16 protein-coding genes are annotated in these 19,210 nt (G+C 66.7%); 5 read left to right on the forward strand and 11 right to left on the reverse strand.

Annotated elements, in window-relative coordinates:
- Positions 1–21: 21 nt before the first annotated feature.
- The gene (locus F792_RS0108470) at positions 22–1,236 is read left to right on the forward strand and encodes a TraB/GumN family protein (protein WP_018144720.1); all 1,215 of its coding nucleotides are present in this window, start codon (positions 22–24) and stop codon (positions 1,234–1,236) included.
- A gap of 37 nt (positions 1,237–1,273) precedes the next feature.
- Here the strand turns inward: F792_RS0108470 and F792_RS0108475 are convergent, their stop codons facing one another.
- Genes F792_RS0108475 through F792_RS0108490 form a run of 4 tightly spaced genes read right to left on the reverse strand, consistent with a single transcriptional unit; the run spans position 1,274 to position 4,351 of the window.
- Positions 1,274–2,272: a zinc-binding dehydrogenase gene (locus F792_RS0108475; RefSeq protein WP_018169205.1), complete on the reverse strand. Its 999-nt coding sequence runs from the start codon at positions 2,270–2,272 to the stop codon at positions 1,274–1,276.
- 59 nt (positions 2,273–2,331) lie between these two features.
- A complete protein-coding gene (locus F792_RS0108480) occupies positions 2,332–2,823 on the reverse strand; it encodes a Slp family lipoprotein (protein ID WP_018169206.1) in 492 nt (163 codons plus the stop codon).
- A 2-nt stretch (positions 2,824–2,825) separates the two neighbouring features.
- Positions 2,826–3,410, reverse strand: coding sequence for a Slp family lipoprotein (locus tag F792_RS0108485; protein ID WP_051080700.1), 585 nt, complete (start codon positions 3,408–3,410; stop codon positions 2,826–2,828).
- Between the two features lie 44 nt (positions 3,411–3,454).
- Positions 3,455–4,351, reverse strand: coding sequence for an HDOD domain-containing protein (locus F792_RS0108490; protein WP_018169208.1), 897 nt, complete (start codon positions 4,349–4,351; stop codon positions 3,455–3,457).
- 194 nt (positions 4,352–4,545) lie between these two features.
- Between F792_RS0108490 and F792_RS0108495 the strand changes: the two genes are divergently transcribed.
- Positions 4,546–5,340 carry a dienelactone hydrolase family protein gene (locus F792_RS0108495; RefSeq protein WP_018169209.1) on the forward strand — a complete coding sequence of 265 codons (795 nt, stop codon included), beginning with the start codon at positions 4,546–4,548 and terminating at the stop codon, positions 5,338–5,340.
- Between the two features lie 51 nt (positions 5,341–5,391).
- On the opposite strand, the gene F792_RS0108500 is transcribed toward F792_RS0108495, so the two are convergent.
- From F792_RS0108500 to metH, 5 genes are all read right to left on the reverse strand, one after another.
- The gene (locus F792_RS0108500) at positions 5,392–6,765 is read right to left on the reverse strand and encodes a response regulator (RefSeq protein ID WP_018169210.1); all 1,374 of its coding nucleotides are present in this window, start codon (positions 6,763–6,765) and stop codon (positions 5,392–5,394) included.
- A gap of 213 nt (positions 6,766–6,978) precedes the next feature.
- Positions 6,979–8,532, reverse strand: coding sequence for a bifunctional GNAT family N-acetyltransferase/carbon-nitrogen hydrolase family protein (locus F792_RS0108505; RefSeq protein WP_018169211.1), 1,554 nt, complete (start codon positions 8,530–8,532; stop codon positions 6,979–6,981).
- Between the two features lie 57 nt (positions 8,533–8,589).
- Positions 8,590–8,913 (reverse strand): hypothetical protein, encoded by a 324-nt coding sequence (locus tag F792_RS0108510; RefSeq protein WP_018169212.1) that lies wholly within the window; start codon positions 8,911–8,913, stop codon positions 8,590–8,592.
- Positions 8,910–9,302 (reverse strand): PH domain-containing protein, encoded by a 393-nt coding sequence (locus F792_RS0108515; protein ID WP_018169213.1) that lies wholly within the window; start codon positions 9,300–9,302, stop codon positions 8,910–8,912. The genes F792_RS0108510 and F792_RS0108515 overlap by 4 nt, the downstream gene beginning before the upstream one ends.
- Before the next feature lie 155 nt (positions 9,303–9,457).
- A complete protein-coding gene (gene metH, locus F792_RS0108520; RefSeq protein ID WP_018169214.1) occupies positions 9,458–13,249 on the reverse strand; it encodes a methionine synthase in 3,792 nt (1,263 codons plus the stop codon).
- A gap of 155 nt (positions 13,250–13,404) precedes the next feature.
- On the opposite strand from metH, the gene F792_RS0108525 reads away from it, so the two are divergent.
- Entirely contained in the window at positions 13,405–14,139 is a 735-nt protein-coding gene (locus F792_RS0108525; RefSeq protein ID WP_018169215.1) for an arginyltransferase, read from the forward strand.
- 29 nt (positions 14,140–14,168) lie between these two features.
- Here the strand turns inward: F792_RS0108525 and F792_RS0108530 are convergent, their stop codons facing one another.
- Together F792_RS0108530 and F792_RS0108535 are read right to left on the reverse strand one after the other, a co-directional pair.
- Positions 14,169–15,017, reverse strand: coding sequence for a methyltransferase domain-containing protein (locus F792_RS0108530; RefSeq protein WP_018169216.1), 849 nt, complete (start codon positions 15,015–15,017; stop codon positions 14,169–14,171).
- Entirely contained in the window at positions 15,014–15,832 is an 819-nt protein-coding gene (locus F792_RS0108535; RefSeq protein ID WP_018169217.1) for a class I SAM-dependent methyltransferase, read from the reverse strand. The genes F792_RS0108530 and F792_RS0108535 overlap by 4 nt, the downstream gene beginning before the upstream one ends.
- 492 nt (positions 15,833–16,324) lie before the next feature.
- Here F792_RS0108535 and purH point away from each other — a divergent pair, with 492 nt between their 5' ends.
- Positions 16,325–17,890, forward strand: a complete 1,566-nt coding sequence (gene purH, locus F792_RS0108540) for a bifunctional phosphoribosylaminoimidazolecarboxamide formyltransferase/IMP cyclohydrolase (protein WP_018169218.1) — start codon at positions 16,325–16,327, stop codon at positions 17,888–17,890.
- A gap of 13 nt (positions 17,891–17,903) precedes the next feature.
- Positions 17,904–19,193, forward strand: a complete 1,290-nt coding sequence (purD, locus tag F792_RS0108545; RefSeq protein WP_018169219.1) for a phosphoribosylamine--glycine ligase — start codon at positions 17,904–17,906, stop codon at positions 19,191–19,193.
- The last annotated feature ends 17 nt before the right edge of the window (positions 19,194–19,210 follow it).

Consider the following 19,210-nt stretch of genomic DNA (forward strand, 5'->3'; position numbering starts at 1 on the left):
CGGAGCAAGAGCCCGCCACGCATGAATCCCGCCGTCCAGGAACTGATCGCCGACGAACCCCACCGCGTCCTGCAACTGGGCGACACCGAAGTCGTGGTGCTGGGCACCGCGCACGTGTCGCGCGCCAGCGCCGACAAGGTCCGTGCCCTGATCGACACGGGGGCCTTTGACAGCGTGGCGGTCGAGCTGTGCGAAAGCCGTCAGCGCGCGATGCTGGACCCCGACGCAGTCGGGCGCATGGATCTGTTCAGCGTGATGCGCAAGGGCCAGGCCCCGATGATCGCCGCCAGTCTGGCGCTCGGGGCCTACCAGCAACGCCTGGCCGACCAGTACGGCATCGAACCCGGCGCCGAGATGCGCGCGGCCATGGACGGCGCCCTGGACAATGGCCTCCCCCTGGCCCTGATCGACCGGGATATCGGCCTGACCCTGCGCCGCACCTACCGCGCAGTGCGCTGGTGGGAACGCATGGGGCTGATCGGCGGACTGTTCAGCTCCGTACTCTCGCGCGAGAAGATCGACGAATCCGAGATCGAGCGCCTGAAGGAAGGCGACATGCTGGAGTCCACCTTCAGCGAGTTCGCCGAGCAGTCCGAGGACCTCTACCGCACCCTGATCGAAGAGCGCGACCACTACATGGCCGCCCACCTGCGCCGCCTCGCGGCCAACCCGGAGACGCGCTGCATCCTGGCGGTGGTGGGGGCTGGCCACCTGCCCGGGATTGCCGAACAGGCCGAGGATCACCTGACCCCGCCGGACGCGATCCTCGACGCCCTGGACCAGGCCCCGCCCAAGGCGCGCTGGCCCAAGGTCGTCCCGTGGGTGGTGATCGGGATCATCCTCGCCGGCTTTGCCATCGGGTTCTCGCGCAACCCGGATATCGGCCTGCAGATGGTGATCGACTGGGTACTGATCAACGGCGGGCTGGCGGCCCTCGGCGCGATCATCGCCCTGGCCCATCCACTGACCGTGCTCACCGCTGCCCTGGCGGCCCCGCTGACCTCGCTGAATCCCACCATCGGGGTCGGCTTTGTGGCGGCCGCGGCCGAGCTGTTCCTGCGCAAGCCGCGGGTCTCCGACTTTGCCAGTCTGCGTCAGGACACCACCACGCCACGCGGCTGGTGGCGCAACCGCGTCTCGCGCGTGTTGCTGGTATTCCTGCTGACCACCCTGGGCTCGGCCGCCGGCACCTACATCGGCGGCGCCCGCGTCTTCAGCCACCTCTTCGGCAGCTAATCTCCTCCCCCACGCGCTTCGTGGTTGCAAGACCCGCTTATTCGGGGATGCGCAGCACGAGCTTGCCGCGGCGGCCGCCGGCTTCGATGCGCCGGTGGGCCTCGGCGGCCTCGGCCAGCGGGAGGGTATCCTCGACGTTGACCTGCAAGCGACCGCTGGCCAGCCGGGCCAGACCCTCGGCCACCAGGGTGGCCTGGTGCTTCAGACGGCGGCGATCATTCTCCAGCATCGGGGTCAGCATCAGCTCCAGGCTGATGCTCGGGTTGCGCAGCCGCGCCGGGTTCCAGTCGGTATCCTCCGGGGGGGCCAGAAGGGTCACCAGATCCCCGCCATAGGCCACCTGCGTCAGTCCCTCGCGGAAGACCTCGCCACCAACGGTGTCCAGCACGATGTCGAAGCCACGCCCATCGGTGTACTGCATGATCGCGTCCGCGGCATCCGGCTTGCGCAGGTCGACGACATCGCCCCCAAGTGCGGTGACAATCGTGCCCGCCTCGTCGCGCCGCACCAACCCCAGTACCCGGCCGCCGGCGGCGCGTGCGATCTGTACGGCCATCTGCCCGACCCCGCCGGCCGCCGCGTGGACCAGCACGCTCTGGCCGCGCTGCAGGTCGGCCCGCTCGAACAGGGCCTCCCAGGCGGTCAGCCAGGTAAGCGGCAGGGCGGCGGCCTGGGCATCGGATACCGCCGCCGGCACTGGGACCACCGCGGCCTCGGGCACCACGACCTGTTCGGCGTAGGTCCCCGGATCGGCCCCGACCCCACCAAAACAGAAGGCAACCCGCTGCCCCGGCCGCGCGTGATGCACGGCGCTGCCACATTCCTCGATGATGCCTACCCCATCGCAGCCCGGCGTGTTGCGCGGCGCACCGGGGACGATCATGCCCCCGGCGCGCACCTTGGTATCCACCGGATTGACACCGGCCGCCAGCATCCGGATGCGGACCTGATCGGGGGCCGTGAGCGCCGGCTCCGCCACTTCGTCCAGACGCAGGGCCTCAGCGGCTCCGGGTTGGTCGAACACGACTGCTCGCATGACTACTCCTCGTTGCATGGGGATTCGTGGAAACGCGCGCCGGCCGCCCCGAGTGCGGCCTACAGGCCGATTCCGATGCCTATGCCAAAGCGCACACCGCCGGAAGATCGTGGCGGCTCGGGCTCCGGCCACAGGTGCACCGAGTGGGCCTCCAGCACCGGGAATACGTAGTCCAGCTCGCCGATCCGGCCGTCCTCGACCCCGGTCACCGTCCCGACACCGGTAATCCGGCGCCCGGCACGATAGTCCACCGGGTCGGCGAAGCCCTCCACACGCAGGCGGAAACGCCCGGTGGTGGACTGCCGCGTCTGTGGCTCCTGACGACTGAGCGGGTAACCGACCACCTCGATGAAGGTCGCCTCGGCGCGATTGTCCACGCGCGCGATCACCCCGCCCCATACCTGCTCGTCGGGCGGCAGGCTATCGGCGGTGACTGCACGCGGTTCGACCTGCACGGCCGGGTCATCCGGGGCCTCCAGCGGGCCGGAGGCGCAGGCGCCCAGGAACACGGGCAGCAGCAATGCCAGAAAAGGACGCAGGAATCGGGTCATGCTCACCAGTACCAGGGATGCGGGTGATAGCGCCCATAGAGGCCGTAGCGCGGGCCCCAGGGGCTATAGAACGGGTCATAAAACGGGTCGTAGAACGGATCGCGGTAGCCGCGCTCCGTCGGTGGCGGGCGCCGCGGCCACAGGTAGACCGCATCCGCCTGCAGCGTAACGAAGGTATAGGCGTAGTCGCCGATGCGGCCCTCCTCGATCCCGTGGATGACACCCCGCACGGTCACCTCGCGGCCTGCCTTGTAGATCTGCGGGTCGAGAAAACCGCTGCTGACCACGCGGAAGCGCCCGGGTGAGCGATCCGCCTCCTGCGGTCGCCCCTGGCGATCAAGCTCGCGGGCCACCACCTCCAGCCGGGTACCGCCCGAGGTGTTCTCGATGTCCGCAATCACCCCACCCCAGACCACGGTCTCGCCCTTCACGGCCTCGGGATCCGCCAGCACCTGATCGCGATCGGGGGCGGCAGCAGGCAACGGGGAAAGGGCCGCCGGAACCCCGGCACAACCCGTCACCAGGAGCAGCAGCCCCGTCAGGACCAGCGCGCGCAATCGTACCAGTGGCAATGCCCGACTCTGCATAGTCGATGAGATTCGAGCGCCACCCTCAAGTTCACGGCGCGCCCTCATGGCCGCGGCTCCCCATCGTGCGCCGGATCGCAAAGATCCTGCACCGCCAGCACCTCGTGCTGGGCCTCCTCCACCGCGGCGAGCAGGACCTCGGGGGCCAGGTGCAGGGCGTCCCACACCGCCGGGTCTACCGGGGGTGCATCCGCCCAGTCGCGCGAATCGATCTCGGCGAGATGGGCACCGGTGTTGGCCAGGTGCACCAGCATCACCGCGGTGCGGTTGCACTCCGGCGCCTGCAGCGGGTGATGGTGACCGGCGAGGCAGTCGACCAGGAGTTCCGGCAGACCCCAGTGCGCGGCCAGGGCCCCACCCAGCTCCGCATGATCGAAGCCCAGTTGCGCGCGCTCCGCGCCCTGCGGGCTCAGGCCGTCGCCAACATCCAGACTGGAGAGGAAGGCCCGGTGGGCCGATTCCGGCGACTGCGAGAACAACAACAGTTTGCCAAGATCATGCAGCAGGCCAGCCAGGAAGATCCCGCTGGCCTGGCGCGGCGACACGCGCATCGCCAGTTGCCGCGCGATCACCGCACAGTAGGCCGAATGGCGCCAGAACACCTCCAGCGGCAGGCGTTCCTGATCGGGGATGCTGGCCGTGGCGCGGGTGATCGCGCTCGCCACCACCAGACGCTGCAGGGCATCGCGACCCAGCAGGGCAATCGCGCGGTCCACCGAGTCAACCGGACGCGCCGGGGCATAGGCAGGGCTGTTGGCGATGCGCAGGACCAGGGCCACCAGGCCGGGATCGCGTCCCAGGCTGCTGGCGATCCTGGCAGCCGTGGCGTCGTCGTCCTCCAGCAGGCGCGCAACCTCGAACACCACCTGTGGCATGGCCAGAAGCTTGTCAGCCGACTGGACGCGGGCCTCAAGGGAATCGTTGGCGGATCGGTCGGACATGGGTGGATCCTCTTGCCGAGGCGGAACGGGGATCGCTGCGCCTCACTCGTCCTGTTTCGAGGCCACCTCGCGCACGTGGCCCCGACCTCTCTACTGTAGCCGCTGTCCCCTTCGTTGTAACCCGGCCGGGCCCGAACCATACTCGGAGGCCCGGGTCGAAAACACGACGCTTCGACCACCAAGGAGGTGCCCATATGTTTAGCAAGTCCGCATTTGCGCCGCTGGCCATTTTGCTCGCCGGCCTGCTCCCCGGCATGGCCCTGGCCGGTATCCAGACCGAAGAGATCGCCTACGACCATGACGGCGACGAGATGACCGGCTATCTGGCCCATCCCGAAGGCGACGGGCCACACCCGGCGGTCCTGGTCATTCACGAATGGTGGGGCCACAACGACTACGCCCGCGACCGTGCCGAGCAGCTGGCCCGCGAGGGCTACACCGCCTTCGCCCTGGATATGTACGGCAGCGGCAAGCTGGCCGATCACCCGTCTACCGCCGGGGAATTCGCCGGGGAAATCCGCGAGAATCGCGACCTGATGCTGGGCCGCTTCCAGGCCGCCTACGACTGGCTGCGCGCGCATGATGCCAGCGCGGATGCGGCGCCCTCCGCGGTCGGCTACTGCTTCGGCGGCACCGTGGCCCTCGAGGCCGCGCGCGCGGGGATGGACCTGAACGTGGCGGCGAGCTTCCACGGCGGCCTGGCAACCGAGCACCGGGCCGAGGCCGGCAAGGTGTCGGCCGAACTGCTGTCCTTCACCGGTACCGCAGACCCGATGATCCCGCCGGAGCAGGTCGCCGGTTTCCAGAAGGAGATGCAGGAGGCCGAAGTACGCTACACCGTGGTGGAATTCTCCGGCGTGAAGCACAGCTTCACCAATCCGGGGGCCGATGCCATTGCCGAGGAGTTCGGCATGCCGGTCGGCTATGACGCCCGCGCCGACCACGACTCCTGGAACCACCTGCTGGGTGTCCTCCGCGATCGGCACTAAACCCGGTGAACGGCGGGCACTGCCAGGTGCCCGCCCCTTTCACGCGGCGCCTCAGATCCCGCGCAGGTAGATCGCCACCCCCAGGACCACGATCACCGCCAGCACCCCGACAAACGCCAGCCGGAACCAGCGGCGACGCCCCAGGCGCGCGGGTCGCGCGTGTTGCGCATCGAACAGGGACGCTCGCAGGCTGTCCTCCGGCTCCGCCTTGACCGGTTCGCCCCGACTCGGCTCGCTCGCCGGCTCCGCCGCAGCGGTGGTGCTGTGGCCGGTCAGGGCATGTTCCAGATCACGGATGCGGCCACGCAGGTCCTGGTTGCGCTGCTGGGCCTCCGCCAGCTCCTGCTCGCGGGCCACCAGGCGGTCACCCAGATCCGAAGCCGAATCCTGGCTATCCGTACAGCGCTGCTCGGCCTCGGCCTGGGCCTTCTCGGCCGCCGCGGCGCGCTCGCACTGCTGGTTGCGCTCGCGGCGCAGGCGTTCGGCCTCGCCCCGCGCCACCTTCAGCTCCGTCTGCTCCTCCTCGCGCTGGCGCTCCAGGTCGACGAGCTCGTGGTCCAGACGGACATTCTCGCTCTCGAGCTCGCGCACCCGGCTACGCAGTTGTTCGGTCTCGCGGTCGGGCTCGGTCGACTCCGGGGCGCCCTCAGCCTCGAGTTCTTCCACACGCACACGCAAGGCCGCAAGCTCCTCCTCGCGGGCCGCGGCCTGTTCGGCTGCTGCCGCGACCTCTTCGTCCCGCGCCCGCGCCTCGGCCAGCGCCGTCTCCGCCTCCTCCAGACGACCCTGCAGGGCCTCGATTTCGCGATCCCGCTCTTCCGCGCGCTGGAACGCCGCCGTGGACTCGTCGCGGGCCTCGCCCAGGGCGTTGCGCAGACGCTCCAGCTCTTTCTGTGCCTCGCGCTCATTGGAGGATTGCTGCCGCAGCATCAACTCGCGGCGCAGGCGCTCGACCTCGTCGCGCAGCGCCTGGTTCTCGGCGGAGTCGGAGGCCGCTCCGGAGGGGGGCGGCTCGGGGACCGGCGGCGGTGGCAGGAGTTCGGCCACGACCTCGCGCACGCGGGTGGGAACAAACGGCTTCATCAGGACGGCGTTGGCCCCCAGTGAACGCCATTCGTCGCTGGCCGCCTCGTCGCTCTCCTGACCGGTCACGATCACCACCGGAAGGTCCGTGGGGAGGTCATCGACGCCATCACGAATACGCAGCAGGAGATCCTGGCCGTCGATGCCCGGCATCGAGAGATCGGTCAGCACCAGCCCGATATCGGGATACTGCTGCAGCAGCTCCAGGGCCTGTTCGCCGTCGGCCGCCTCGTAGACGGTGTTCTGACCCTGCAGAATACGTTGCAACGCAACCCGGATGACCTTGGAGTCATCCACCACGAGGATCGCGGCGCGTTTTGGGTCCGGTATCTGATCGCTCATGCTTCCCCCTGACTGACATCCGCCCGCCTGACAGCGGCACGGCCGTCGACCACGCTGGATTCCCAGTGGCCGAGCATCCCTAGAGCCGCAAGACTACGGGCCCCCGCGTCCGGATGCCAGTGGGGTCGCCGGGGCAACCGGAACCGGTTCACACTTTCTCGCTCCGGGCGATCGGCCCGCGGAGCGTCATGCGCGAACACCGCTCCGTGTTTGCTACACGGGCTTCGACTTCCACTTGACCGAATAGAGGTCGCGCCGACGATCACGCAGGTTGCGCACCGAACCGTGATTGCGCAGCTCCTTCAGGTTGTCGAGGTCGAGATCCACGATCAGGGTCATCTCGGTGTTCGGGGTGGCCTCCGCGGCCACCGCGTCGTGCGGGAAGGCAAAGTCGGACGGGGTGAACACCGCAGCCTGGGAGTACTGCATGTCCATGTTCTCGACCTTGGGCAGGTTGCCCACCGAGCCGGACATCACCACGTAGCACTCGTTCTCGATCGCGCGGGCCTGGGCGCAACGCCGTACCCGGAGATAGGCATTCTTGGTGTCGGTCCAGTAGGGCACGAACAGGATCTGCAGGCCGTGATCGGCCATCACCCGCGGCAGTTCAGGGAACTCCACGTCGTAGCAGATCAGGATCCCGATCTTGCCGAAGTCGGTGTCGAAGACATGCACCTCGTCGCCGCCCTGCAGGCCCCAGTAGGACACCTCGTCCGGGGTCACGTGGATCTTGTACTGGCGGTCCCAGGTGCCATCGCGACGGCACAGATAGGAGACATTGCGCAGGACATCATCCGTGTACTCGGGCATCGAGCCGGCCACGATGTTGATGTTGTAGGCGAGCGCCAGGCGCACCATCTCCTCGCGGACCGCCTCGGTATACTCGGCCAGCCGGCGCACGGCCTCGGCCGGGTAGTCCTGGTTGAAGGCCCCCATCAACGGGCCGTTGAAGAATTCCGGGAACAGCACGCAGTCCGAGCGATAGCCGGAAACCGCATCGACGAAATACTCCACCTGCTGGAACAGGGAGTCCAGGTCCACCGTCGGGCGCATCTGCCACTGGACGACGCCGATGCGCACGTCCGAACGGCTGCCGCCGATCAGCTTTTCCTTCTCCTCGTAGTAGATGTTCAGCCACTCGATCAGGGTCGCGTAGGCCCCGGACTTCTCGTCGTCCGGCAGGTAGTTGGTGATGATCTTGCGGACGTGGAAGTCGTTCGCCAGCTGGAATGTCAGGATCGGGTCGATGATCTCGTGGTTCTTGACCCGGCGTACGTACTGCTGCGGCGTCAGCTCGTCGCGGTACGGCTCGTAGCCGGGGATACGCCCACCGGCGACGATGGCCCGCAGGTTCAGCTTCTCGCACAACTCCTTGCGCGCGTCGTACAGGCGCCGACCCAGACGCAGCCCGCGATAGTCCGGATGCACGAAAATGTCCACGCCGTACAGCGTGTCGCCGTCCGGGTCGTGGGTGGTCAGGAAGCCATTCCCGGTGATCTGCCAGTAATTGTGCTGATCGCCGAAACGCTTGTATTCGACGATCAGGCTGATGGCCGCGGCGACCACCTTGCCGTTGTCCTCGATACAGATCTGGCCCTCGGGGAAGCGCATCACCTGGGACCGGAACTGCGCCTCGCTCCAGGCACCGTCGAGGTCGTGATAGACCCGCTCCATGATCTCGCGGATGTCCTCGTAGTCCTCGACCCGCGTCGGACGCAGGGTCAGGTGGTGCTGGGGGTTCGACTCGTTGTCCGCGTCAGTGGTCACGCTTGGGGGCTCCGGGGTTGAGACAGAGGGGCAGGATGCACGGGGAGCGAGCGTGGATCAAAAGATCCAGGCCAGCATCAACCAGAAGAACACAAAGAACAGGAAGAAACCGGGGATCATGAACTGCAATTCCCCGATCAGACCCTCGCCGGCGGCCAGGGCGAACACGATCGACACCAGCACCGAGACGATGGCCGCGACCAGGGCCGCGTTCTTCAGGCCCATACCATCATCGAAGGTGAGCGCGACCCAGTCCGACAGCCCCGGCAGGGACACCGCTGCCGCCAGCACCAGCAGGGCGACGAGCAGGGCCACGAGCGTCGAGGTACCGAGCAGAATACGCAGCGCCAGGCGGCTGTCGCGGCGGTCCGAGCGCCTCATGCCACGGCCTCGCGGCGCTCCCGAACGTACTCGCGCACCCGGTTGGGGTCCGGGATGCCGCTAACCCGGAATTCCGGGTTGTCCCCGGTGGTGTACACCGCGATCTGGCCGACACGGAAGATGCGGTCGAAGAAACTCTGGTCCACCTTCACCGTGCGGATCTGGCCGATATCGAGGTCCACATGCGACTTCGACAACAGACCCCGCTCCAGATGCACCTGATCGGCATCGATGCGCAACCGTACCGAGCGCGTCTGGAGGTACCACCACAACAGGATCAGCAAGCCGAGGCCGAAGGCCGGGATCAGCACCAGGCTGAGTATGAAACCGACCGGGTGATTGCGGAACATCGCCGGTCGGGCGTCGATCGCAGGTTCACGGGCAGACATGCGCAGACTCCGGTTGGGGACGGACGCGTCCGCACAGCACGGACCCATCCAGTTTGGCGCGCCGTCCCAAACAAAGCGAGCCCCGCACGGGGCGGGGCTCGCAGTTTGCCGGGTAAGGGCCGGTCAGCCGGCCCGCCCGGGGCAGGATCGCGAAGTTACGCGGTCCTGGCGTCGCGCTCGGCCTTGGCTTCCGCCTTGGCCTCGTCGCTGTCGTCGTAGCCGAGGTTTGGCGCGAGCCAACGCTCGGCCTCCTCGAACGACATGCCCTTGCGCTTGGCGTAGTCCTCGACCTGGTCGCGGTTGACCTTGCCGAGCCCGAAGTAGCGCGACTCCGGATGGGCGAAGTACCAGCCGGAGACGGCCGAGACCGGCAGCATGGCGAAGCTCTCGGTGAGAGTCATGTCGGCGTGCTCTTCCGGCTGCAGCAGCTCCCACAGGGCCCCCTTCTCGGTGTGCTCCGGGCAGGCCGGGTAGCCGGGCGCCGGGCGAATACCCTGGTACTTCTCCTCGATCAGGTCCTCGTTCTCCAGCGACTCGTCGGGGACATAGCCCCAGTATTCGCGACGCACATGGTAGTGCATGCACTCGGCAAAGGCCTCGGCCAGACGGTCCGCCAGGCTCTTCACGAGGATGGCGTGATAATCGTCGTTGGCCTTTTCGTATTCCTTGGCCTTGGCGTCGACATCACCGCCGGCGCTGACCGCGAAGGCGCCGATGTAGTCCGGACCACCCGCTTCCTTGGGCATCACGAAATCCGCCAGGGAGTGGCTCGGCTGGCCGCGACGCTTCTCGGTCTGCTGGCGCAGATGGTGCAGCTTCTTCAGCACCTTGGAGCGGCTGTCGTCGGTGTACACCTCGATGTCGTCGTCATCAACGGTGTTCGCCGGGAAGAAGCCGACCACGCCGCGCAGGGTGACCCACTTCTCGTCGATCATCCGCTTCAGCATGTCCTTGCCATCCTTGAACAGCTTGCGCGCCTCTTCGCCGACCTTCTCGTCGTCCAGGATGCGCGGGTAGGCGGCATGCAGCTGCCAGGAGTGGAAGAACGGCGTCCAGTCGATGAACTTGGCGACCTCGTTCAGATCGTAGTCGTCGAAGCGCAGGAGCACGGAGCCATCGCCATGCGGGTGCAACACCTTCGGCTGCCCCGGGAGGTTGTCGGTCTCCAGCGCGTTCGGCTTCGGCGGCGTGTAGTCGGACCAGTCGATCTTCGGCTTGTTGGCGCGCGCCTTGTCGAGCGTGACCCACTGGACCTTCTTCTTGCGCCCGGCGTTCTGCACGCGCAGCTTCTCGTACTCCTCGCGGATGTCCGCGGCGTACTTCTCGCGCAGCTCGGGGCTGATCAGGCTCTGGGCCACGCCCACGGCACGCGAGGCGTCCTTCACCCAGACCACCGGACCGGAATAGTTCGGCTCGATCTTCACCGCGGTGTGGGCGCGCGAGGTCGTCGCGCCGCCGATCATCAGCGGGGTCTTCATGCCTTCACGCTCGAGGTCGGCGGCGAAGTTGGCCATCTCCTCCAGCGAGGGGGTAATCAGGCCGGACAGGCCGATGACGTCGACGTTGTGTTCCTTGGCGGCCTTCAGGATCGAGGCCCCCGGCTGCATCACGCCAATGTCGATGACCTCGAAGTTGTTGCACTGCAGCACCACGCCCACGATGTTCTTGCCGATGTCGTGGACGTCGCCCTTCACCGTGGCCATCAGGATCGTGCCGTTGTTTTCGGTGCCGGTCTTCTCGGCCTCGATGTACGGGATCAGGTGGGCCACGGCCTTCTTCATCACGCGGGCGGACTTGACCACCTGCGGCAGGAACATCTTGCCCTCGCCGAACAGGTCGCCGACCACGTTCATGCCGTCCATCAACGGACCCTCGATCACCTGGATCGGGCGGTCATACGCCTGGCGTGCCTCTTCGGTGTCGTCGACCACGTAGGTGTCGATACCCTTGACCAGGGAGTGCTCGAGACGCTTGGAGACTTCCCATTCGCGCCACTCGAGGTTCTCTTCCTTCTTGCCGCCGCCCTGGCCCTTGTACTCCTCGGACAGTTCGAGCAAACGGTCAGTGGCGTCGTCGCGGCGGTTCAGGACCACGTCCTCGACCGCTTCCTTCAGCTTCGCGTCGATATCGTCGTAGACCGCCAGCTGGCCGGCGTTGACGATACCCATGTCCATGCCCGCCTTGATGGCGTGATACAGGAAGACGGCGTGGATCGCCTCGCGCACCGGCTCGTTGCCGCGGAAGGAGAACGATACGTTGGACACGCCACCGGAGATCAGCGCGTGCGGCAGGTCGTTCTTGATACGGCGAGTGGCCTCGATGAAGTCCACGCCGTAGTTGTTGTGCTCTTCGATGCCGGTGGCAACCGCGAAGATGTTCGGGTCGAAGATAATGTCCTCGGCCGGGAAGCCAACCTTCTCGGTCAGCAGCTTGTAGGCCCGGGTGCAGATCTCGACGCGACGCTGCTCGTTATCCGCCTGGCCGTCCTCGTCGAAGGCCATGACCACGATCGCGGCGCCATAGCGGCGGCACAGCTGGGCCTGCTTGATGAAGTTTTCCTCGCCCTCCTTCATGGAGATCGAGTTGACCACCGGCTTGCCCTGCACGCACTTCAGACCGGCCTCGATGATCTCGAACTTGGAGGAGTCGATCATCACCGGGACGCGGGCGATATCGGGCTCGCCGGCCAGGAGGTTGAGGAAGCGGACCATCGCCTCCTGCGACTCCAGCATGCCCTCGTCCATGTTGATGTCGATGATCTGGGCGCCGCCCTCGACCTGGTTCAGCGCGACTTCCAGCGCGACATCGAATTCCTCGTTCTGGATCAGGCGCAGGAACTTGCGCGACCCGGTCACGTTGGTGCGCTCGCCGACGTTCACGAACAGCGAGTCGTCGGTGATGTTGCACGGCTCGAGACCCGACAGGCGGCAGGCCGGGGCGATCTCCGGCAGCTTGCGCGGCGCGTGCTTCTCGACCGCCTCGCGCATGGCGCGAATGTGCTCCGGCAGCGTGCCACAGCAGCCGCCGATGATGTTCAGCAGGCCCTGTTCGGCCCACGGGCCGACATCCGCGGCCATCTGCTCCGGGCTCTCGTCATAGTCGCCGAACTCGTTCGGCAGGCCGGCGTTCGGGTGCGCGGAGACAAAGGTATCGGCGATGCGCGAAAGCTCTTCCACGTACTGGCGCATTTCCTTGGCACCCAGCGCGCAGTTCAGGCCGATCGAGACCGGATTGGCGTGACGCACGGAGTTCCAGAAGGCCTCGGTGGTCTGGCCGGACAGGGTACGGCCGGAGGCGTCAGTGATCGTGCCGGAGATCATGATCGGGAGGTCCTTCCCGAGCTCGTCTTCCAGCGTCTTCACCGCGAAGATCGCGGCCTTGGCGTTCAGGGTGTCGAACACCGTCTCGATCAGCAGCAGATCGACGCCCCCCTCGACCAGGGCCTCGGCGGCCTCCTTGTAGGACGCGACCAGGGTGTCGAAGTCCACGTTACGCGCACCCGGGTCATTCACATCCGGGGAGATCGACGCGGTGCGGTTGGTCGGGCCGAGGATGCCAGCAACGTAGCGCGGCTTGTCCGGGGTCTTCTCGGTCCAGGCGTCGGCCGCCTTGCGCGCGAGCTTCGCCGATTCGCGGTTCAGCTCGGGGACCAGGTCCTCCATGTGGTAGTCCGCCATCGCGATGCGGGTACCGTTGAAGGTGTTGGCCTCGATGATGTCGGCACCGGCCTCGAGATAGTCGTTGTGGATCTGCTCGATGATATCCGGGCGGGTCAGCGACAGCAGATCGTTGTTGCCCTTGAGGTCGCTCTTCCAGTCCTTGAAGCGCTCGCCGCGGTAATCGGCCTCGTCCAGCTTGTACAGCTGGATGGTGGTACCCATACCGCCGTCCAGGATCAGGATGCGCTCTTTCAGCGCTTTCTCGATATCGTTTCGTGTTGCCGTCATGTGCCGTACACCATTGGTTTCGAATGGGATAAGTGTACACGCCGGGGTTCCATCCCGTGCGTGGAGCCCACCCTGGTGGCAGGCTCTTTCAAATTGCGTCGCAGCCCCGGATGCGGCCTGGTTGCGCCCGTGAGCAGAGCTGTCACGATAGCGCCATGCAGGAACATCCGATCCGCTGGTTCATTACTGCCCCGCAGGCCTGCCCCTATCTGGACGACCGCGAGATGCAGAGTTTGCTGGTCGACCCCGCGGTCAGCCTGGGCGGCGCGCGCTTCGGCCAGCTACTGGCCGAGGGCTTTCGCCGCAGCGGTCAGTTTATCTATCGGCATCACTGCCCCGAGTGCGCGGCCTGCGTGCCCGTACGCATCCCGGTTGCGGCCTTCCGCCCGAACCGGAGCCAGCGCCGCTGCCTGGATCGCAATCGCGATCTCGCGGTGACGATCCGCCGGCCGCCGGAACAGCCCGGAACATCGCCCGCCGCCGATCTCGACGAGCACATGCCGCTGTTCTCGCGCTACCAGACCGCCCGTCACACGGGCGGTGGCATGGAACAGATGGGACGCGAGGAATACGCGGGAATGCTCGCCCACCGCAACGGCCCAGTGGATCTGATCGAATTCCGCCAGGCCGACACGCTGGTCGCGGTGGCCGTCACCGATCGCACCCCACAGGGGTTGTCGGCGATGTACAGCTTCTTCGATCCGGATCAGCCGCGCCGCGGCCTGGGCACCCTCGCAATCCTGACCCAGGTGGCGCATGCGCACCGCCTGGGTCTGCCCCATGTCTACCTCGGCTACTGGATCGACCAGGCGCCGAAGATGGAATACAAGACCCGGTTCCAGCCGCTCGAAGGCCGCGTGGACGGGGTCTGGAGGCTGCTGCCCGCCTGACGGCGGCCAGCAGCCTCCTCGCGCGCGGCCTAGCGGGCCGGCTTGCGGAAGCGGAAGATGCCCCAGGTCAGGTAGCCCGAGTTGCCGCCATCGACCCAGTGCTGCAGGCCCTGCTTCATGCGGTCGATGTAGTCCTGCGAGATGTAGTTCTTCAACTCGTCCTCGCGGGACTCGAGCTCCTGCTTCACGCGACCGTAATGGGTCGAGATCTGACCGGAGTGCTCCTCGAAGCTGACCTCTTCCAGGCCGGCCGCCTTGGCCGCCTCGCGGTACAGCGCCGGGCTCGCCAGCGAATCCAGGTGGATACGGGCCAGAATCGGGTCCAGCACGCCATCCGGGCAATCGTCGGTCTGCATCGGATCGGTGAAGATCAGCCAGCCACCCGGCTTCAGGACGCGCGCGGCCTCCTGGATCACCTTTTTCTTTGCCTCGTTCTGGCTGTGCAGGAAGGAGTCCTCGGACCACACGACATCATAGGACTCGTCCGGCTCGTCGACTTTCTCGAAGGAGCCATCGACCACGGTGATCTTGTCGTCGAGGTGGCGCGCCTTGTTGATCTCGCGATCGCGCTCGTTTTCCTTCTCGGACAGGTTCAGCGCGGTAACGTCGCAACCGTAGTTTTCCACCAGGTAGCGGGCGACACCGCCGTAGCCGGCGCCCATGTCGAGCACGCGCCATTCCGGCTGCGGCTCGCCCAGGAGGTCGGACATGTGCGCGACCGTGCGACGGCTGGCGTCGCCGATCGGCTCGTCCTTGTACTCGTACAGCCCGATATGGAGGTCTTCACCGCCCCACACCATCTTGTAGAAGGTGTCGGCGTCCTCGCTGTTGTAGTAGTCGCGAGCGGTTTCGACTACGTCGGAGTAGTTCTCGCTCATCGTTCCTCGCCCTCGATATAACGCTTGTCGGCCACGTGGATGAAGAAGTCCGGATCACTCTCGCGATAGGTCTCCTGGAAATCCCCGTAGGTCTCGATCTTCTGGAAACCGACCTCGCGCATCAGGCGGCGGACATAGGCCTTGCGCAGCGGGAACATGTTCAGGAAGTACTCGGAACCATCCGGGAACTTGTACTGGAAGCGCGCCAGGCCTTCGTCAACGTGGGCCGGCTGCACCTGGACGTTGTCGCCGCAGTAGTAGTAGGTGTGCTTGGACGAGTAACCATGGTCCATGATGGTGTCGTAGTTGCGCTGGTCGAGGATCAGCACGCCATCGTGGTTCAGGGCGGAGTAGAACTCGGCCAGGGCCTTGCGGCGGTCGTGTTCATTGAACAGGTGGGTAAACGAGTTGCCCAGGCAGACGACGGCGTCGTAGCGGCCGTAGATATCGCGGTTCAGCATGCGCCAGTCGGCCTGCACGGTGCGCAGGATGTGACCCCGCTTGCGACCGTTCTCGAAGGCCTTGACGAGCATCTCGGGGGCGCCGTCGGCGGTCACCACGTCAAAGCCCGCTTCGCGCAACTGTACGGAATGGAAGCCGGTGCCGGCGGCGACGTCGAGCACGCGCTTGGCGCCGCGCTTCTTCAGTTCTTCGATGAAGAAGGTGCCTTCGCTCTTGGCGCGGTTGTCCCAGTCGATCAGGTCATCCCACTTGTCGACGAAGCCGGTGGTGTACTCGTTGAGATAGTTCTCGGTATCGCGACGTTCGGTCGGCTTCTCGCCGAAGTCCTGATCATTCTTGATATTCGCTGCCATGCTGGTTCCTCTTGGCTTTGCTGCTGTTGTAAGCGTGACTGGACCGGCCTCTGGGCCGATCCGTCGGCACAACACCCCGCAAACGCAGTAAACCGCGACCTCCGCATCACACGGCGGTCTCGCCAGCAGCCCGATCGAGCCAGGCGGGTGCCGCCCGGTGTTCGGGTATCAATGCGCCAGGTGCGTTGTTCGCAGCACCCGACACCGGCCTGGCCGGTTCTTCCTGCACATCCGGAGGGCAATCGGTACCCGGATGCCGAGCCGTGGTCTGGCGGGCCCATCCCGCCTGGCTCGGGGATCGTTTACGGCGCCGCGCGATGCGTCTGAACGCGGGCGTTGTGTCCGAAATCGTTTTTATACCCTGAAGGTTTTGCGCAAAAATTACAAGCTGAGGGCCCGTCTGGCGACCCTGGCTTCGCGACGCCGAATGCCGATCCATCCGGGCCGCGCGTTCGATATAATGGTCGTTTTGCAGCGATCCCGAGGCCCCGCATGACCCCCAGCCGCCCTATCCAGCGCGCCCTTTTGTCGGTCTCCGAGAAGACCGGCGTCGTGGAGCTCGCCCGCGCCCTGCATGAACGCGGCGTGGCGCTTCTGTCCACCGGCGGGACCGCCCGCCTGCTGGCCGAAAACAACCTTCCGGTAATCGAGGTTTCCGCGCACACGGGCTTCCCCGAGATCATGGATGGCCGAGTCAAGACCCTGCACCCGCGCATCCACGGCGGACTGCTCGGCCGGCGCGACATCGACTCCGCGGTGATGGCCGAGCAGGACATCCCGCCGATCGACCTGCTGGTGGTGAACCTCTATCCCTTCGAGGCGACCGTGGCCCGCCCCGGCTGCAGCCTGGAAGACGCCATCGAGAACATCGACATCGGCGGCCCGGCGATGCTGCGCGCCGCGGCCAAGAACTACCGCGACGTGGCCGTGGCCACCAGCCCCGACCAGTACAGCGAGATCGCCGCGGCCATCGGCGAGCATGGCGAGGTGCCGCAGTCGCTGCGCTTCCGCCTGGCGGTCGCGGCCTTCGATCACGTAGCGCGCTACGATGCCGCAATCAGCAACTACCTCTCGGCCCTCGACGAGGATGGGGAGATGGCCCCCTTCCCAGGACAGCTGAACGCCACCTTCGAACGCATCGAGACCCTGCGCTATGGCGAAAATCCGCACCAGCGCGCCGCGTTCTATCGTGATCCACAGCCTGCACCCGGCACCCTGGCCAGCTACCGCCAGCACCAGGGCAAGGCACTGTCTTACAACAACCTCGCCGACGCCGATGCCGCCTGGGAATGCGTGCGCCAGTTCGAGGCCGGGGCCTGCGTGATCGTCAAGCACGCCAACCCCTGCGGCGTGGCCGTCGCCCCGACCCAGCTGATGGGCTACGAACGCGCCTTCCAGACCGACCCGACCTCGGCCTTCGGCGGCATCATCGCCTTCAACCGGCCGCTGGACGGCGACACCGCCCACGCGATCGTCAGCCGCCAGTTCGTCGAGGTGGTCATCGCCCCCGAGATCACCCCGGGCGCACTGCGCGCCCTGGCCACCAAAAAGAATGTTCGCGTGCTGGAGATCCCGCCGGCGGGTGTCGGTCCCGGCCTCGACTACAAGCGCATCGGCGGCGGGCTGCTGGTACAGGATGCCGATCGCGGCAGCCTGGCCGATGTGGAGCTGAAGACCGTGACCGCGCGCGCGCCCTCGGAACAGGAAATGAAGGACCTCTGCTTCGCCTGGCAGGTGGGCAAGTACGTAAAGTCCAACGCGATCGTCTACGCCCGCGACGAACAGACCATCGGGGTCGGTGCCGGGCAGATGAGCCGGGTGTATTCCGCGCGCATCGCCGGCATCAAGGCCGCCGACGAGGGCCTGCAGGTGGCCGGCTCGGTGATGGCTTCGGACGCCTTCTTCCCGTTCCGCGACGGCATCGACGCCGCCGCCGAGGCCGGCATCACCGCGGTGATCCAGCCCGGCGGTTCGATGCGCGACCAGGAGGTGATCGACGCCGCCAACGAGCACGACATCGCCATGCTGTTCACCGGCATGCGCCACTTCCGTCACTGATCCGGGGCCTCCCATGAACGTACTGGTAATCGGCAACGGCGGCCGCGAACACGCCCTGGCGTGGAAGTTGGCGCAGTCCCCGCGAATCGAACGCGTCCTGGTGGCCCCCGGCAACGCCGGGACCGCGCGCGAGGCGAAGTGCGAGAACATCGACATCGGCGTCACCGACATCGACGCGCTACTGGCCCTGGCCGAGCGCGAGGCAGTGGCCTTTACGGTCGTCGGCCCGGAGGCCCCGCTGGTCGCCGGTGTAGTGGATGCGTTCCGCGCCGCCGGACGACGCTGCTTCGGCCCCACCGCGAAGGCGGCGCAGCTAGAGGGCTCGAAGAGCTTCGCCAAGGACTTCATGCAACGCCACGGCATCCCGACCGCCGCCTACGGCAGCTTCGAGGACGAGACCGCAGCGCTTGAGTTCATCGCTACCCACGGCGCACCCATCGTGGTCAAGGCCGACGGCCTGGCCGCCGGCAAGGGCGTCATCCTGGCGCAGACCGAAGACGAGGCGCGCGCCGCGGTTCACGACATGCTGGCCGGCAATGCCTTTGGCGAGGCCGGGAACCGGGTGGTCATCGAGGAATTCCTGCGCGGCGAGGAGGCCAGCTTTATCTGCATGGTGGATGGCGAGCATGTCTTGCCGCTGGCCTCCTCGCAGGACCACAAGGCGCGCGACAACGGCGACCGGGGCCCGAACACCGGCGGGATGGGGGCCTACTCGCCCGCCCCGGTGGTGACAAATGCCCTGCACGCGCGCATCCTGCGCGAGGTTATCGAGCCGACCGTGCAGGGCATGGCCGCCGATGGCGAACGCTACACCGGCTTTCTCTATGCCGGCGTGATGGTCGACGCCGCGGGCAACCCGAAGGTGCTGGAGTTCAACTGCCGCTTCGGCGACCCCGAGACCCAGCCGATCCTGAGCCGCCTGGACTCCGACCTCGGCGAACTGGTCGAGGCCGCGCTGGAAGGCCGCCTGGACCAAGTCCGGGCCGAATGGGATACGCGCGTGGCACTGGGCGTGGTCCTCGCCGCCGGCGGCTACCCCGGAACCTACCGCAAGGGCGATGCCATCACCGGCCTGGAGGCCGTGGAACGCGATCCCGATGCCCACGTGTTCCACGCCGGGACCGCACAGGGCGAAGACGGAACGATCGTCACCGCCGGGGGCCGCGTGCTGTGCGTGGTCGGCCTCGGCGAGGACGTGAAGGCCGCGCAGAAAAAGGCCTACGCGGCCGTACAACAGATTCATTTCGACGATATATACTGCCGAACAGATATCGGCTATCGCGCCGTCGCCCGGGAGGGATAACCCCGGGCAACAGCGCG

The sequence above is a fragment of the Thioalkalivibrio sp. ALMg9 genome (assembly GCF_000380625.1).
Taxonomy (GTDB): Bacteria; Pseudomonadota; Gammaproteobacteria; order Ectothiorhodospirales; family Ectothiorhodospiraceae; genus Thioalkalivibrio; species Thioalkalivibrio versutus.

What these genes read in the sequence shown, in the direction of transcription:
- F792_RS0108470 (WP_018144720.1), top strand. Translation starts at nt 22, where the DNA reads ATGAATCCCGCCGTCCAGGAACTGATCGCCGACGAACCCCACCGCGTC.
- F792_RS0108475 (WP_018169205.1), bottom strand. Translation starts at nt 2,272, where the DNA reads ATGCGAGCAGTCGTGTTCGACCAACCCGGAGCCGCTGAGGCCCTGCGT.
- F792_RS0108480 (WP_018169206.1), bottom strand. Translation starts at nt 2,823, where the DNA reads ATGACCCGATTCCTGCGTCCTTTTCTGGCATTGCTGCTGCCCGTGTTC.
- F792_RS0108485 (WP_051080700.1), bottom strand. Translation starts at nt 3,410, where the DNA reads ATGCAGAGTCGGGCATTGCCACTGGTACGATTGCGCGCGCTGGTCCTG.
- F792_RS0108490 (WP_018169208.1), bottom strand. Translation starts at nt 4,351, where the DNA reads ATGTCCGACCGATCCGCCAACGATTCCCTTGAGGCCCGCGTCCAGTCG.
- F792_RS0108495 (WP_018169209.1), top strand. Translation starts at nt 4,546, where the DNA reads ATGTTTAGCAAGTCCGCATTTGCGCCGCTGGCCATTTTGCTCGCCGGC.
- F792_RS0108500 (WP_018169210.1), bottom strand. Translation starts at nt 6,765, where the DNA reads ATGAGCGATCAGATACCGGACCCAAAACGCGCCGCGATCCTCGTGGTG.
- F792_RS0108510 (WP_018169212.1), bottom strand. Translation starts at nt 8,913, where the DNA reads ATGAGGCGCTCGGACCGCCGCGACAGCCGCCTGGCGCTGCGTATTCTG.
- F792_RS0108515 (WP_018169213.1), bottom strand. Translation starts at nt 9,302, where the DNA reads ATGTCTGCCCGTGAACCTGCGATCGACGCCCGACCGGCGATGTTCCGC.
- metH (WP_018169214.1), bottom strand. Translation starts at nt 13,249, where the DNA reads ATGACGGCAACACGAAACGATATCGAGAAAGCGCTGAAAGAGCGCATC.
- F792_RS0108525 (WP_018169215.1), top strand. Translation starts at nt 13,405, where the DNA reads ATGCAGGAACATCCGATCCGCTGGTTCATTACTGCCCCGCAGGCCTGC.
- F792_RS0108530 (WP_018169216.1), bottom strand. Translation starts at nt 15,017, where the DNA reads ATGAGCGAGAACTACTCCGACGTAGTCGAAACCGCTCGCGACTACTAC.
- F792_RS0108535 (WP_018169217.1), bottom strand. Translation starts at nt 15,832, where the DNA reads ATGGCAGCGAATATCAAGAATGATCAGGACTTCGGCGAGAAGCCGACC.
- purH (WP_018169218.1), top strand. Translation starts at nt 16,325, where the DNA reads ATGACCCCCAGCCGCCCTATCCAGCGCGCCCTTTTGTCGGTCTCCGAG.
- purD (WP_018169219.1), top strand. Translation starts at nt 17,904, where the DNA reads ATGAACGTACTGGTAATCGGCAACGGCGGCCGCGAACACGCCCTGGCG.